At 73.2% G+C, this 13,823-nt stretch carries 13 protein-coding genes and 1 tRNA gene; 9 read left to right on the forward strand and 5 right to left on the reverse strand.

The window, feature by feature from the left end; translation table 11 throughout:
* The first annotated feature begins 258 nt into the window (after positions 1-258).
* The 6 genes from ACIO6U_RS15850 to ACIO6U_RS15875 all read left to right on the forward strand — a co-directional run bounded on the left by ACIO6U_RS15850 (position 259) and on the right by ACIO6U_RS15875 (position 8,109).
* A complete protein-coding gene (locus tag ACIO6U_RS15850; protein WP_355339410.1) occupies positions 259-1,224 on the forward strand; it encodes an acyl-ACP desaturase in 966 nt (321 codons plus the stop codon).
* Positions 1,225-1,681: 457 nt separating this feature from the next.
* A complete protein-coding gene (locus ACIO6U_RS15855) occupies positions 1,682-2,497 on the forward strand; it encodes a TIGR03084 family metal-binding protein (protein WP_401719332.1) in 816 nt (271 codons plus the stop codon).
* Positions 2,494-4,083 (forward strand): acyl-CoA carboxylase subunit beta, encoded by a 1,590-nt coding sequence (locus tag ACIO6U_RS15860; RefSeq protein ID WP_401719335.1) that lies wholly within the window; start codon positions 2,494-2,496, stop codon positions 4,081-4,083. Before ACIO6U_RS15855 ends, ACIO6U_RS15860 begins: the two co-directional genes overlap by 4 nt.
* 14 nt (positions 4,084-4,097) lie before the next feature.
* Positions 4,098-6,182 carry a biotin carboxylase N-terminal domain-containing protein gene (locus ACIO6U_RS15865; RefSeq protein ID WP_401719337.1) on the forward strand — a complete coding sequence of 695 codons (2,085 nt, stop codon included), beginning with the start codon at positions 4,098-4,100 and terminating at the stop codon, positions 6,180-6,182.
* A complete protein-coding gene (locus ACIO6U_RS15870; protein ID WP_401719340.1) occupies positions 6,179-7,369 on the forward strand; it encodes an acyl-CoA dehydrogenase family protein in 1,191 nt (396 codons plus the stop codon). Before ACIO6U_RS15865 ends, ACIO6U_RS15870 begins: the two co-directional genes overlap by 4 nt.
* Positions 7,370-7,494: 125 nt before the next feature.
* Entirely contained in the window at positions 7,495-8,109 is a 615-nt protein-coding gene (locus ACIO6U_RS15875) for a TetR family transcriptional regulator (RefSeq protein WP_391051380.1), read from the forward strand.
* A gap of 42 nt (positions 8,110-8,151) precedes the next feature.
* On the opposite strand, the gene ACIO6U_RS15880 is transcribed toward ACIO6U_RS15875, so the two are convergent.
* Together ACIO6U_RS15880 and ACIO6U_RS15885 are read right to left on the reverse strand one after the other, a co-directional pair.
* Complete coding sequence (locus ACIO6U_RS15880; RefSeq protein ID WP_391051378.1) at positions 8,152-8,745, reverse strand: DUF1349 domain-containing protein; 594 nt, start codon at positions 8,743-8,745, stop codon at positions 8,152-8,154.
* Positions 8,723-9,658: a GNAT family N-acetyltransferase gene (locus tag ACIO6U_RS15885; RefSeq protein ID WP_401719343.1), complete on the reverse strand. Its 936-nt coding sequence runs from the start codon at positions 9,656-9,658 to the stop codon at positions 8,723-8,725. Before ACIO6U_RS15885 ends, ACIO6U_RS15880 begins: the two co-directional genes overlap by 23 nt.
* 117 nt (positions 9,659-9,775) lie before the next feature.
* Between ACIO6U_RS15885 and ACIO6U_RS15890 the strand changes: the two genes are divergently transcribed.
* Positions 9,776-10,051, forward strand: a complete 276-nt coding sequence (locus ACIO6U_RS15890; RefSeq protein ID WP_355339386.1) for a DUF6343 family protein — start codon at positions 9,776-9,778, stop codon at positions 10,049-10,051.
* Between the two features lie 87 nt (positions 10,052-10,138).
* Here the strand turns inward: ACIO6U_RS15890 and ACIO6U_RS15895 are convergent.
* Positions 10,139-10,212 (reverse strand) — tRNA-Met (locus ACIO6U_RS15895).
* A 115-nt stretch (positions 10,213-10,327) separates the two neighbouring features.
* Here ACIO6U_RS15895 and ACIO6U_RS15900 point away from each other — a divergent pair.
* Both ACIO6U_RS15900 and ACIO6U_RS15905 read left to right on the forward strand, forming a co-directional pair.
* Complete coding sequence (locus ACIO6U_RS15900) at positions 10,328-11,284, forward strand: pseudouridine-5'-phosphate glycosidase (RefSeq protein ID WP_391051373.1); 957 nt, start codon at positions 10,328-10,330, stop codon at positions 11,282-11,284.
* 155 nt (positions 11,285-11,439) lie between these two features.
* On the forward strand, positions 11,440-12,333 hold the full coding sequence (locus tag ACIO6U_RS15905; RefSeq protein WP_401719749.1) for a carbohydrate kinase family protein: 894 nt from the start codon (positions 11,440-11,442) through the stop codon (positions 12,331-12,333).
* 60 nt (positions 12,334-12,393) lie between these two features.
* Here the strand turns inward: ACIO6U_RS15905 and ACIO6U_RS15910 are convergent, their stop codons facing one another.
* Positions 12,394-13,185: an aminotransferase class IV gene (locus ACIO6U_RS15910; protein WP_401719347.1), complete on the reverse strand. Its 792-nt coding sequence runs from the start codon at positions 13,183-13,185 to the stop codon at positions 12,394-12,396.
* A gap of 43 nt (positions 13,186-13,228) precedes the next feature.
* Positions 13,229-13,639, reverse strand: coding sequence for a Rid family hydrolase (locus ACIO6U_RS15915; RefSeq protein WP_391051369.1), 411 nt, complete (start codon positions 13,637-13,639; stop codon positions 13,229-13,231).
* Between the last annotated feature and the right edge of the window lie 184 nt (positions 13,640-13,823).

Here is a 13,823-nt window from a genome sequence, read left to right on the forward strand (position 1 = left end):
TGGGTGGCCGGTGCAGCCATATTGGCTGGTTGCCTTCTTACGCTGCCTTAACCTACGGTTGCGTAACTTACGTAGGCGTAGGTGCGAATCTCCGCTGCACCCGCAGGCCGTGCGTATGTGCCCGTGGATCCGTCCGCGGCGCCGTACGACCGACTGATCGCATGTCGCGTACGTACGTCCGTACGATCCGTACAGCCCGTGCGGGTCCCGTACACCCCCGTCCCATGTCCGTCCCCTCTCCCGTCCCCAGGAGCCCCCGTGACCTTGACCTCGCCCGACCGTGCCCAACCCGACGTCTGGAGCGACGCGACGCTGCTCTACGCGCTGGAGGAGGTCGTCGAGCGGGAGCTCAACCGGCACCTCGGCGTGGCCAAGGAGTGGATGCCCCACGAGTACGTGCCGTGGAGCGACGGCCGCAATTTCGACGGAATAATGGGGGGCGAAGCCTGGGCCCCCGAGCAGTCCAAGGTCACGGACGTCGGCCGGATCTCCCTCGTGGTCAATCTGCTCACCGAGGACAATCTGCCCAGCTACCACCACGAGATCGCGACACTCTTCGGCCGTGACGGCGCCTGGGGCACCTGGGTGCACCGCTGGACCGCCGAGGAGGGCCGGCACGCGATCGTCATGCGCGACTACCTGCTGACCAGCCGCGCCGTCGACCCGGTCGAGCTGGAACGGTTCCGCATGCAGCACATGTCGGAGGGCTTCGAGCACGACCACCGGCACAGCATGGTCCACTCCGTGGCGTACGTCGCCTTCCAGGAGCTGGCCACCCGCGTCTCGCACCGCAACACCGGACACCAGTCGGGTGACCCCGTGTGCGACCGGATGCTCGCCAGGATCGCCACCGACGAGAACCTGCACATGGTCTTCTACCGGAATCTCCTGGCCGCCGCCCTCGAGCTCGCCCCCGACCTCGCGATGCGGGCCATCCGTGACGTCGTCGTCGAATTCCGCATGCCGGGACACGGCATGCCCGGCTTCGAGCGGGCCGCCGCCCGCATGGCCATCGGCGGCATCTACAACCTCCGCATCCACCACGACGACGTCCTCCAGCCCGTTCTGCGCCACCTCAAGGTCCTCGAGATCTCCGGTCTCGGCCCCGAGGGCCTCCAGGCCCAGCAGGAGCTCGGCCTCTTCATGGGCGGCCTCAACGAACAGGCCACCCGCTTCGACGAGCGCCGCGAAGCCCTTCTCGCCCGCCGCGCCGCCCGCGCCTAATCCCCTTCGGGCCGCGCCCCTAAGACGTCCACCTCCCGAAGGTGGGCGCTCTGGCGGCGCGGCACCGCGCGGTTGTCTTACCGAGGTCGGCACGCCCGATCTTTTAGGGGGCGCGGGGAACTGCGCGCTCAGCCACGACAGTGGCGCGGCCTCAGAACCGGCGCCGGCGGGGCAGTTGCCGTGGGTTCTCGGGCCGCAGGCCCGGCGGGGGCCGGTCGCGCAGTTCCTCGCGCCCCCGACGGGACCCGGCTCCCCGAGAGCCGTGCGGGCCCTAGGCGGCACGCCCGATCTTTTCAGGGGCGCGGGGAACGGCGCGACCAGCCACGACGGTGGCGCGGCCTGAAAACCGGCCCCAGCGGGGCACCGGCTGTCGCAGGGACACCGACCCGGTGGAGGCGGGAAACAATCATGCACGCATGCTTGATTGTTGCGGGCCCCGCCTGCCACCCTCGTGGCCATGGCCGATCCGCAGTCCGTCCGTACCGTCCTGGCCGATCTGAGAGCGGAGAGCGACGCGCTCGACGACGTGGTGGCCGGGCTGGAGCCCGAGCAGTGGGCGAGGCCGACACCGGCCGAAGGCTGGACCGTTGCGCACCAGATCGCACATCTGGCCTGGACGGACGCCCAGGCGCTGCTGGCGGTCAAGGACGCGGAGGCGTTCGCCCGCGAGGTCGGCGACGCGGCGGCGCGGCTGGACGCGTACGTGGAGGACGGCGCCCGGGAGGGCGCGATCCTGCCTCCGCCGGAGCTGCTGGAGAAGTGGCGGTCGGGCAGAGCCCGGCTCTGGGCGACCCTGACCGGCGAACCGCCGGGCAGCCGCTTCCCCTGGTACGGGCCGCCGATGAGCACGGCGTCGATGGCGACGGGCCGCCTGATGGAGACATGGGCCCACGGCGAGGACATCGCCGACGCGCTCGGCGTCGAGCGCCCACCGACCCACCGCCTGTGGCACGTCGCCCGAATCGCCTTCAGGGCACGGGACTTCGCCTTCGCGGTGCACGGCCGCACCCCGCCCGGCACGGAATTCCGCCTCGAACTGACGGCGCCCGACGGCGCCTTGTGGACCTTCGGCCCGGACGACGCCGAGCAGCGCGTGACCGGCCCCGCACTGGACTTCTGCCTGCTGGCGGTGCGGCGCAGGCACCGCGACGACGTGGCGGTACGGGCCCAAGGCCCGGACGCGGACGCGTGGTTGTCGATCGTGCAGGCATTCGCGGGCCCGCCGGGCAAGGGACGGCCGCCGCGCGGCGGCGCGGAGGGGAGCACGTCATGACGCAGGTCGACACACGCGGAGCGGACTTCGCCGAGCGGCGGGCCGCGATGCTGGAACGGCTGGCCGAGGTCGAGGCGGGGCACGCCGCCGCGCTGGCCGGTGGCGGCGAGAAGTACCAGGAGCGGCACCGGAATCGCGGCAAGCTGCTGGCGCGGGAGCGGATCGAGCTGCTGCTCGACCCGGACACACCGTTCCTCGAACTGTCCCCGCTGGCCGGCTGGGGCAGCGACTTCGCGGTGGGCGCCTCCCTCGTGACCGGCATCGGCGTGGTCGAGGGCGTGGAGTGCCTGATCACGGCCAACGACCCGACGGTGCGCGGCGGCGCCAGCAACCCGTGGACACTGAAGAAGGCGCTGCGGGCGAACGAGATCGCCTTCGCCAACCGCCTGCCGGTGATCAGCCTGGTGGAGTCGGGCGGCGCGGACCTGCCCAGCCAGAAGGAGATCTTCATCCCCGGCGGCGCCCTCTTCCGCGACCTGACGCGGCTGTCGGCGGCCGGAATCCCCACGGTGGCCGTGGTGTTCGGCAATTCGACGGCGGGCGGCGCGTACATCCCCGGCATGTCCGACCACGTCATCATGGTCAAGGAGCGGTCCAAGGTCTTCCTCGGCGGGCCGCCCCTGGTGAAGATGGCGACCGGCGAGGAGAGCGACGACGAATCGCTCGGCGGCGCCGACATGCACGCCCGGCGCTCCGGCCTCGCCGACTACTTCGCACTGGAGGAGCCGGACGCGCTGCGTACCGCCCGGCGCGTCGTCGCCCGCCTCAACTGGCGTAAATCCGGGCCCGATCCGCGTCCCGACCCGCTACCCCCCGCGTACGACGAGGAGGAGCTGCTGGGCATCGTGCCCGGCGATCTGCGCACCCCCTTCGACCCCCGCGAGGTCATCGCGCGGATCACGGACGCCTCGGCCTTCGACGAGTTCAAGCCGCTCTATGGGCCGAGCCTGGCCACCGGCTGGGCGGAGGTGCACGGCTATCCGGTCGGAATCCTCGCCAACGCGCGGGGCGTGCTGTTCAGCGAGGAGTCGCAGAAGGCGGCGCAGTTCATCCAACTCGCCAACCAGCGCGACATTCCGCTGCTCTTCCTGCACAACACCACCGGCTACATGGTGGGCCGCGAGTACGAGCAGGGCGGCATCATCAAGCACGGCGCGATGATGATCAACGCGGTCGCCAACTCGCGCGTCCCGCACATCTCGGTGCTGATCGGGGCGAGTTACGGCGCCGGGCACTACGGCATGTGCGGCCGGGCCTTCGATCCGCGGTTCCTCTTCGCGTGGCCGAGCGCCAAGTCCGCGGTGATGGGTCCCGCGCAGCTCGCCGGGGTGCTGTCCATCGTGGCCCGGCAGTCGGCGGCGGCGAAGGGCCGTCCCTACGACGAGGAGGGCGACGCCGCGCTGCGGGCGATGGTGGAGCAGCAGATCGAGGCCGAGTCGCTGCCGATGTTCCTGTCGGGACGGCTCTACGACGACGGCGTGATCGACCCGCGCGACACCCGTACGGTGCTCGGCCTGTGCCTGTCCGCCGTCCATGGCGCGCCGATCGAGGGCGCCAGGGGCGGCTTCGGCGTCTTCCGGATGTGAGGGGTCCCTTTCCGATGACCGATTCGAGCAGCGCTTCGCCGAGCGGGGACTTCACCGCTGACGGGCAGTCACCTTCGGCGCGCCACAGAGACATCGGCTCCGTGCTGGTGGCCAACCGGGGCGAGATCGCGCGCCGCGTCTTCCGTACCTGCCGCACGCTCGGCATCGCCACGGTGGCGGTGTACGCGGACGCCGACGCGGACGCGGCACACGTCGCGGAGGCCGACGCGGCGGTACGGCTGCCGGGGAACGCGCCCGCCGACACGTATCTGCGGGCCGATCTGCTGATCGCGGCGGCGCTCGCGGCGGGCGCGGACGCCGTGCATCCGGGCTATGGATTCCTGTCGGAGAACGCGGAGTTCGCGCGTGCGGTCAAGGCGGCGGGGCTGGTGTGGATCGGTCCGCCGCCGGACGCGGTCGAGGCGATGGGGTCCAAGACGCGGGCCAAGGAGTTGATGGCCGCGGCGGGCGTACCGCTGTTCTCCGCGCTCGATCCCGCGCGGGTCACGGCCGCGGACCTGCCGCTGCTGGTGAAGGCGTCCGCGGGCGGCGGCGGTCGCGGCATGCGGGTCGTACGCGAACTGGACGCGCTGGAGAGCGAGTTGGCCGCCGCGAGGTCGGAGGCCGCAGCCGCCTTCGGTGACGGCGAGGTGTTCGTCGAGCCGTACGCGGAGGGGGCCAGGCACGTCGAGGTGCAGGTGCTGGCCGACGCGCACGGCACGGTGTGGGTGCTGGGCGAGCGCGACTGTTCGCTCCAGCGGCGGCACCAGAAGGTGATCGAGGAGACCCCGGCGCCGGGTCTGGGCGACGAGGTGCGCCGCACGCTGCACGAGTCCGCCGCCCGCGCGGCGCGCTCGATCGGCTACACGGGCGCGGGCACCGTGGAGTTCCTGGTCGCGCGGGACGGGCGTCCGTACTTCCTGGAGATGAACACCCGTCTCCAGGTGGAGCATCCGGTCACCGAGTGCGTCACCGGGCTCGACCTCGTCGCGCTCCAGATCCGTGTCGCCGAGGGGGCCGCGCTGCCGCCCTCGCCCCCGCGGCCGCACGGCCACGCGGTGGAGGCCAGGCTCTACGCGGAGGACCCGGCCCGCGGCTGGCAGCCGCAGCCGGGCGCGCTGCATCTGTTCGAACTGCCGGGCGTGGACGCCGAATTCGCCGTGACGCCGGGGCTCGACGCCGGGCTTCGGCTGGACGCGGGGGTGAGCGGCGGCGAGACGATCGGCGTCCACTACGACCCGATGCTCGCCAAGGTGATCGCCTGGGCGCCGACCCGCGCCGAGGCCGTACGGCGTCTCGCGTACGCGCTGGAGCGGGCCCGGCTGCACGGCCCTGTCACCAACCGCGACCTGCTCGTACGGGTGCTGCGGCACCCGGACTTCGCCGCCGCGCGGCTGGACACCGGCTTCCTGGAGCGCCGCCTGGACGCGCTCATCGGGGCGTCGGGGGCGACCACGGACGCGCCGGGGCCGGCCGACGGGGACGGCGGTCCCGTGCGGTTCGCGGCGCTGGCCGCCGCGCTCGCCGACGCGGCCGGGCGTACGTCGGCGCGCGGGCCGGTGCCGGTCCGGCTCGGCGGGTGGCGGAACGTTCCGTCGCAGCCGCAGGTGAAACGCTTCCGCAGCGAGCCGGACGGCCGGGAGTACGAGGTCGGTTACCGGCTCGGCCGCGCCGGTCTGGAGGCGACCGGCGCCGACGGTGTCCGGCTGGTGTCGGCGTCGGCCCGGCGTGTCGTCCTCGACATCGACGGTGTGCGGCGGGTGTTCGACGTCGCCGCTTACGCCGAACGGGTGTTCGTCGATTCCCCGTTCGTGTCATGCGCTTTGACCGCTCTGCCTCGCTTCACCGCCCCGGAGGATCTGACGCCGCAGGGTTCGCTGCTTGCGCCGATGCCCGGCACGGTCATCCGGATAGGTGAATTCTCACCGGGCGACCGGGTCGAAAAAGGCCGCCCGCTGCTCTGGCTCGAAGCGATGAAGATGGAACACGTGATCGCCGCTCCCGCCACCGGGACACTCACGGAGCTCACCGCCGAGGTCGGCCGACAGGTCGACGTCGGCGCCGTACTCGCCGTCGTCAAGGAGGAAACCACGCCATGAGCACCGTTCAGGGAACCTTCGACAGCGCCTTGCTGGAAAGCGACGAGCGGCGCGCCCTGCGCAAGGCCGTCGGGGACCTCGCCCGCCGCTACGGTCGTGAATATTTCTCGGCCACCGTACGTGCGGGCAAGCACACCGACGAGTTGTGGCAGGAGGCGGGCGGCCTCGGATACCTCGGGGTCAACCTGCCTGAGGAGTACGGCGGCGGGGGCGGCGGTCTGGCGGAACTGTCCATCGTGCTGGAGGAGTTGGGGGCGGCTGGCTGCCCGCTGCTGCTGCTCGTCGTCTCCCCCGCGATCTGCGGCACGGTCATCGCCCGCTTCGGCACCGACGAGCAGAAGCGGCGCTGGCTGCCGGGGATCGCCGACGGCTCGCTGCGGATGGCCTTCGGCATCACCGAACCGGACGCCGGGTCCAACTCGCACCGCATCACCACCACCGCGCGGCGCGACCCCGGCACCGGCGGGTGGCGGCTGACCGGCCGGAAGGTCTTCATATCCGGTGTCGACATCGCCGACGCCACACTGATCGTCGGCCGCACCGAGGACGCCCGCACCGGCAAGCTCAAGCCCTGCCTGTTCATCGTGGACCGGGAGACACCGGGCTTCGAATTCCGGCAGATCGAGATGGAGTTGGCCGCGCCCGAGAAGCAGTTCCAGCTCTTCCTCGACGATGTCGCGCTACCTGCGGAAGCGCTCGTCGGCGACGAGGACGCCGGCCTGCTCCAGCTCTTCGCGGGGCTCAACCCGGAGCGGATCATGACCGCCGCCTTCTCCATCGGGATGGGCCGCTACGCCCTGGACAAGGCGGTCGAGTACGCCAAGTCCCGGCAGGTGTGGCAGGCTCCCATCGGCTCCCACCAGGCGATAGCGCACCCGCTCGCCCAGGCCCACATCGAGCTGGAACTGGCCCGGTTGATGATGCAGAAGGCCGCCTACCTCTACGACGCGGGCGACGACATGGGCGCGGGCGAGGCCGCGAACATGGCGAAGTACGCGGCGGCCGAAGCAGGCGCCAAGGCCGTCGACCAGGCCGTGCACACCCTCGGCGGCAACGGCCTCACCGCCGAGTACGGTCTCGCCTCGCTGCTGACCGCGTCCCGTGTCGGCCGGATAGCCCCGGTCAGCCGGGAGATGATCCTCAACTTCGTCTCGCACCACACACTGGGACTGCCGAAGTCCTACTGACGACACCCCGCCGAGGAGGCGCCCGTGACCACCGCACCACTTCGCACCCGCGCCGCAGCGCCCTTCCGCGCGGTCGCGCGGACCACGGAAGGCGCCGCCGCCCGCACCGAACGGCCGGACCCGTCATGGACCTGGTGACCGACCGCTCCCCCAAACAGGACCGCAGCCGCGCCACCCGTCGGCGGATACTGGAGGCCGCCGTCTCGTGCCTCGCCGAGCACGGCTGGTCGGGCAGCACCGTCGCCGTGGTGTGCGCCCGCGCCGGTGTCTCCAGAGGGGCGGCCCAGCACCACTTCCGCACCCGCGAGGAGCTGTTCACCGCGGCCATCGCGCACATGGCCGAGGAGTGGGTCGCCGCCGTCAGAGAGCGCGCCCTGGCCCTCCCCCGCGCGGGCCAGGACCGCACCTACGCCGTCGTCGACATGCTCGTCGCGGTCCACACCGGCCCGCTGTTCCGGGCCGCTCTCCACCTGTGGGTGGCCGCCTCCGACGAGGAACAGCTCCGCCCCGGCGTCGCCGCGCTGGAGTCCCGGATCGGCCGCGAGGCCCACCGCCTGGCGGTCGAATTCCTCGGCGCCGACGAATCCCTGCCCGGCGTCAGGGAGACCGTCCAGGCCACCCTCGACATGGCCCGCGGCCTCGGCCTCGCCAACCTCCTCAGCGACGACTCCGCCCGCCGCGCGGGAATCGTCCGCCAGTGGTCCCGCGTCCTCGACACGGTCCTGCGCGAACAGCCCTAGCGGCGGCCGGAGTCGGCGCTCGGCCTGCGGGTGAGGGCGGGATCAGTGCAGGGAGGCGTCGGCGGGTCCGGAGGAGAGGCGGGTGAAGTGGACGCGCAGGCCGGGGCGTTGGGGTGCGCAGCAGAACAGGCCCGCGCGGGCGTCGGCGGCGGGGTCGAGCCAGGCCAGGCGGATGGTGCGCCAGGGGTCGTCGGCGCGGCGGGCGCGGACGGTCACGGCGTCGCCCGAGCGGCTGACCCGGACGGTCACCTCCTGGCCCGCCCAGTCCGGGACCGGGGCGAGGGACCAGTCGGAGGTGCCGTGGGTGACGACGGCACCGACCTGGGGCGAACCGTCGGAGATCTCGACGCCCGCCTTGATCCAGGACTCGGCGTCGACGCGCACCAGGACACCGGCCTGGTCGTACAGCTCGGTGAAGTCGGCGACGAAGGTGACCTCGATGGCGGTGCCGGACGGGAAGGGGGTGAGCAGCGCATGGCCGTCGTCGCGGACGAAGCCGTAGCTGGTGGTGCGCCAGAAGTCGCTGCCCTCGTTGGCGGTGACGTGCAGACCGGTGCTGTCGGCGACGGCCTCGGCGGGCGGGTTGAGCCAGGTCGCGTCGGACCAGGGGATGTCATGGTCGATCGGAGAGGTCACGGAAGTACCGCCATTCGTTGCCACAGGGTCGATAGCCGAGCCACCGGTTGACGGCCAGCATCGCGGCGTTGCCGTCGTCGTTGCTGGTGAACGCCTCGGTGTAGCCCGCGGCGCGGGCTCGGTGCAGGGAGTGGGCCTTGGCGGCCTTGGCCAGTCCGCGGCCCCGGAAGGCCCGGCGGGTGCCGGTGCCCCCCGACCAGTAGCGGTCGTGGCCGTCGGTCTGGACGTTGACGACCGCGGCGACCACACCGTCCACGACGGCGACCGTCGTCAGGTCGTGGTCGTAGTCGGACCGGTCCCAGGAGGTGGCGCGCCAGTCCGCGTAACCGGGGACGCCGGTGGCGACATCGCCCGGCTCGTCCTCGATGGTCTCGGCGTCGGCCTCGTACACCGGGCGCGGGTCGGCGGCGTAGTCCGACGCGGGGCGCAGCAGCACGCCGGGCGGCAGCGGGGGCACGCCGGGCAGCGGGGCGCCGGGGGTGAGGTCGAGGCGGAGGAAGCTCGCGGACCGGCCGCGCCGGTAGCCGTGCCGGGCGGCGAAGGCGTGCGCCGAGGGCTCGTCGATCGCCCACGCGTAGACGGTGCTCGCCCCGAGGCCGCCGACATGGGACTCGGCGGCGGCCAGCAGGGCGCCGCCGATGCCCCGGCCGCGCTCCCCCGCGCGCACGTTCAGATTGACGAAGGCCAATCCGGGGGTGTCGTTGTCCGCGAAGAGCCCGGCTCTCGCACTGCCGACGATCCGGCCGTCGCCGGTCTCCGCGACGAGCATCAGGAAGCGTGTTTTCTCGGGTGCGTCGGTGACCTGCGCGTGCACGGTCCGCGCGGTCGTCACCATGTACGGGACGGTCTCGCGGCCCACGGCGGCGACGGCTTCGGCGTCCGCCGGACCGTACTGTCTGATGATCACCTTCACGGTCCCGCACCCTACGCGGCGCCGCCGCGTACCGCCCCCGAATTTCCGGCTCACCTGGGCAGAGGCTCCCGCCCGGCCCGTCCGAGGTGGATGCTGGAGGTGAGGGAGATGGCACGGATGCGCAGAAGCGGATACGAACCCGTCCAGGCGCGCAGCCCGCTGCGGCTGCGGCTGGGGCTCGCGCTGTGCGGTGTGGTCTGGGGCACCGCGGCGGCCGTGGGCTTCGCGCTCGCCGGTCTGCCGGTCTGGGCCGCGGTGCTGGCCGCCGTCGCGCTGCTGGCCGCGATCGACGCCGTCCTGGTCGTCCGCCGCATGCGGCAGGGCTCGCGCTACCAGCCGAGCCGCACGACCCCGCCGTACCGCCCGGCGGCGCCGCACGCGGGAAAGCACTGAGGACCGGTCCGACGACCGCGGGCGCGGGCACGCGCCCGGGACAAGCGAAAGGGCCCGGCACCTGAGTGCCGGACCCTTCCTCTTCAGTAGCGGGGACAGGATTTGAACCTGCGACCTCTGGGTTATGAGCCCAGCGAGCTACCGAGCTGCTCCACCCCGCGTCGATGAACACCACCCTACGGGGTGCCGGCGCTCACACCAAATCGATGCGATGGCCGCCGCGCGCACAGGGCGCCGGGAGGTTTGGCGGGGGCGCCGCCGCGCCAGGTAGGGATCATGAGCACATCTGGATCAGGACCGAACACGGCAGCGAACGCAATCCCGGCCGTCACCCTCTCCGACGAGGTGCGGGACGCCGTCGCGAGCGGCGCGCCCGTGGTGGCGCTGGAGTCGACGATCATCGCGCACGGCCTGCCACGGCCGCGCAATTTGGGGGTGGCACGCGAGCTGGAGGAGATCGTCCGGGAGCAGGGCGCGGTGCCCGCGACCGTGGCGGTACTCGACGGGGTGCCGCGGGTGGGGCTCACCAAGGAGCAAGTGGAGCGGGTCGCCGAGGACGCGTCGCTGCGCAAGCTGGGGTTCCGGGACCTGGCGCCCGCGCTGGCGGCGGGTGCGAGCGGGGCGACGACCGTGTCGGGGACGGCGTTCCTGGCCGCGCGGGCCGGAATCCGGGTGTTCGGTACGGGCGGCCTCGGCGGGGTGCACCGCGACTGGGTGACCGTGCAGGACGAGTCGGCCGACCTGGGGCTGCTGGCCAGGACGCGGATCACGGTGGTGTGCGCGGGCGTGAAGTCGATCCTGGACGTGCCCGCCACGCTCCAGCGGCTGGAGACCCTGGGCATCGGCGTACTCGGCTTCGGCACCGACCGCTTCCCCGGTTTCTACCTCAGCGACTCCGGTGAGCCCGTGGACTGGACGGTCGAGTCCGCGCGGCAGGTCGCGGACGTGATGGCCGCGCAGGACGCACTGGGCGGGCACGACTCGGCGCTGATCGTCGCCAATCCCGTGCCGCGGGAGCTTCAGCTCGACCCGGAGCTGCACGACCGGGTGCTGGCGGACGCGCTCGCCGCCGCCGAGGCCGGGGGTGTCACGGGACAGGCGATCACGCCGTTCCTGCTGGGCTACCTCACCGAGCACACCGGCGGCGCGTCCCTGGAGTCCAACCTCGCGGCCGTACGCGGCAATGTCCGGCTCGCGGCCGGGATCGCGGTGCGCTGGTCGCAGCGCGCATGACCGGCGACAGCGCCGGACCGGGCGACGGGACGGGCGACGGCACGGGACCGGCGGACGACACGAGACGGTCGGACGGCACGGGACGGTCGGACGGCACGGGACGGTCAGATGGCGCGAGACCGTCCGACAGCGCCGGACCCGCCGCCGTGGAGCCGGTGCCTCCCGGACTCCTCGTCGTCGGCGATGTCGTCACCGACGTGGTGGCGCGGCACGCGCGGCCCCTCGCCGCCGACACCGACACCGCCGCCCGGATCGCGGTGCGGCCGGGCGGCGCGGGGGCCAACGTGGCCTGCTGGGCGGCCGGTCGGGGCGCGCGGGTGCGGCTGCTGGCCCGCGCGGGCGCCGACTCCGCCGACTGGCACCGCGCCGCGCTGGAGGCCGCGGGCGTGGAGCCGGTGCTGCGGGTCGACGACGAGGCGCCGACGGCCGTGGTGATCGCCCTGGTCGACGCGGCGGCCGAACGGACCCTGGTCACCGACAGCGGCGCCGCCTTCCGGCTCGGCCCCGCCGACTGGGACGACGCGCTGCTGGACGGCATGGGGCACGTCCACCTCTCCGGCTATCTCTACTTCTCCGAGTGGGGACGCGAGTTGGCGGCCGTGGTCACCGAGGCGGCGCGCGCCCGGTCGCTGCCGGTGAGCGTCGATCCGGCCTCCGCCGGTTTCCTGCGCGAGGCGGGCGTGGCCCGTTTCCTGGCCGACGTGGCAGGTACGGATCTGCTGCTGCCCAACGACGCGGAGGCGGCGCTGCTGTCCGGTGTGCCCGAACCGGCCCGCGCGGCGGCCGAGTTGAGCGCGGCGCGCGGCGGCGGCACGGTCGTGGTCACCCTCGGCGCGGGCGGCGCGCTGGCCGCCGTGAACGGCGAGGTGACGGTACGGGTGCCCTGCGTCCCGGCCGTCGCGGTGGACACCACGGGCGCCGGAGACGCCTTCACCGGCGGCCTGTTGGCCGCCCGTCTCGCGGGCGCGGACCTCGCCGCGTCGCTCGCGGCGGGCTGCCGCACCGGAGCGGAGGCGGTGACCGTGGTCGGCGGGCGGCCGGAGACGTAATGGGGGGGGCCGTCGGACCGCGCCCCCGCCGTCACGTAGCGGACCGCCCGACCGGCGCCGTCAGATGGCGTCCCACGGCGCGGACTCGTACAACTCCCCCACCCGCGTCAGGAGTTCGGACCGCGTGGGCAGCGGCACGCCGTCGATCTCCGAAATGACCGCCGTGCCGCGCGAGTTGGCCAGGAAGGCGCCGTCGTACGACCCCACGTCGGTGAGCCGCAGCGGGCGGCGGTCCTGCGGGACACCGGCCCGTACGAGTTCACGCTCCAGGATCTGGAGGGTGATGCCGCGCAGATGCGGGGCGGCGTCCGGCCAGACGACGGTGTCGCCGTCGATGAAGCCGACGTTGGTGATGGCGCCCTCGGCGATCTCGCCGCCGGGACCGGCCAACAGCGCCTCGTCGTACCCCCCGGCGGCCACCTGGCGGCCGAAGTACGCCTGCCCGAAGCCGCCGACGTGCTTGAGGTGGGCGGCCGGGCGCTGGTAGGGCACCGACTTGAGGCGCTTGAGGCCGGGTTCGACACCGGCGGGCGGCCGGACGGCGACCATGACGGCGACCGGCTCGTCGGGGCCCTCCACCGGCTGGAAGACGTTGACCCGCACGGAGGCGTCCGCGCGCCCCGACCCGGCCAGCGCGTGCCGCACGTGCGCCCGTACGCGCTCGCCGTCCAGGCCCGCGCCGAACAGCTCCCGCGTGGCGCCGTCGAGGCGTTCGACGTGGAACGCCAGGCCGCGCACCTTTCCGCCGCGTACCTGCATCGCCGTGAAGTGGCCGTAGCCGCCGAGCGCGGGCGCGATGGCCTCCACCGTCGCGGCCCGGCCGTCGATCTCGATGAACGGTGATTGCGTCATGACCTCACCCTAGGCACGCCCGCCCTTCCGGCACACAGGCCCGTCAGCCAGCCAGCGCGGCCGTCAGGTCCAGCTCGACCAACTGCGCGGTGAAGCCGAGCTGTGCCACCCCGAGCAGGGTGCTCGCGGTGTCGAAGGCGCCGCCCAGCGGCGAGGCGTTCAGCGCGTCCCACACCGTGGACAGCGTCTCGCGGTCGTCGCTCACCACGTAGATGACCGAGCGCACGACGTCGCCCGGCCCGGCGCCGACGGCTTCGAGCGCCGTCAGGGCGTTGGCGGCCACCTGGCGGGCCTGGGCGGCGTAGTCGCCGCGGCCGACGATCCGGCCCTCGGCGTCGAGCGGGCACTGACCGGCGAGGTAGGCGGTCCGCCCGGCCTCGACGACGGTGATGTGGTGGTAGCCGGGGGTCTGGTGGAGGGCGGGAGGATTGACGCGGGTGATGTGGGCGCTCATGGGTGGTGAGTCTGCCGGGGCGCGGGGGCCCGGGCCCACCCGTTTTCGGCTCCCGGACCGCGCGGGCGGCTCGGGCGGTCCGGAAGTCCGGGCAGCCCGGCCACCGGAGATTTGGCCGGGGGCCGTCGCGGTGTCGGTGGGGGGTGGAATCATGTGCCGCAGCGGACGGGCCCGGCATCCGTGG

This window comes from Streptomyces sp. NPDC087422, from assembly GCF_044744145.1.
Lineage (GTDB): Bacteria > Actinomycetota > Actinomycetes > Streptomycetales > Streptomycetaceae > Actinacidiphila.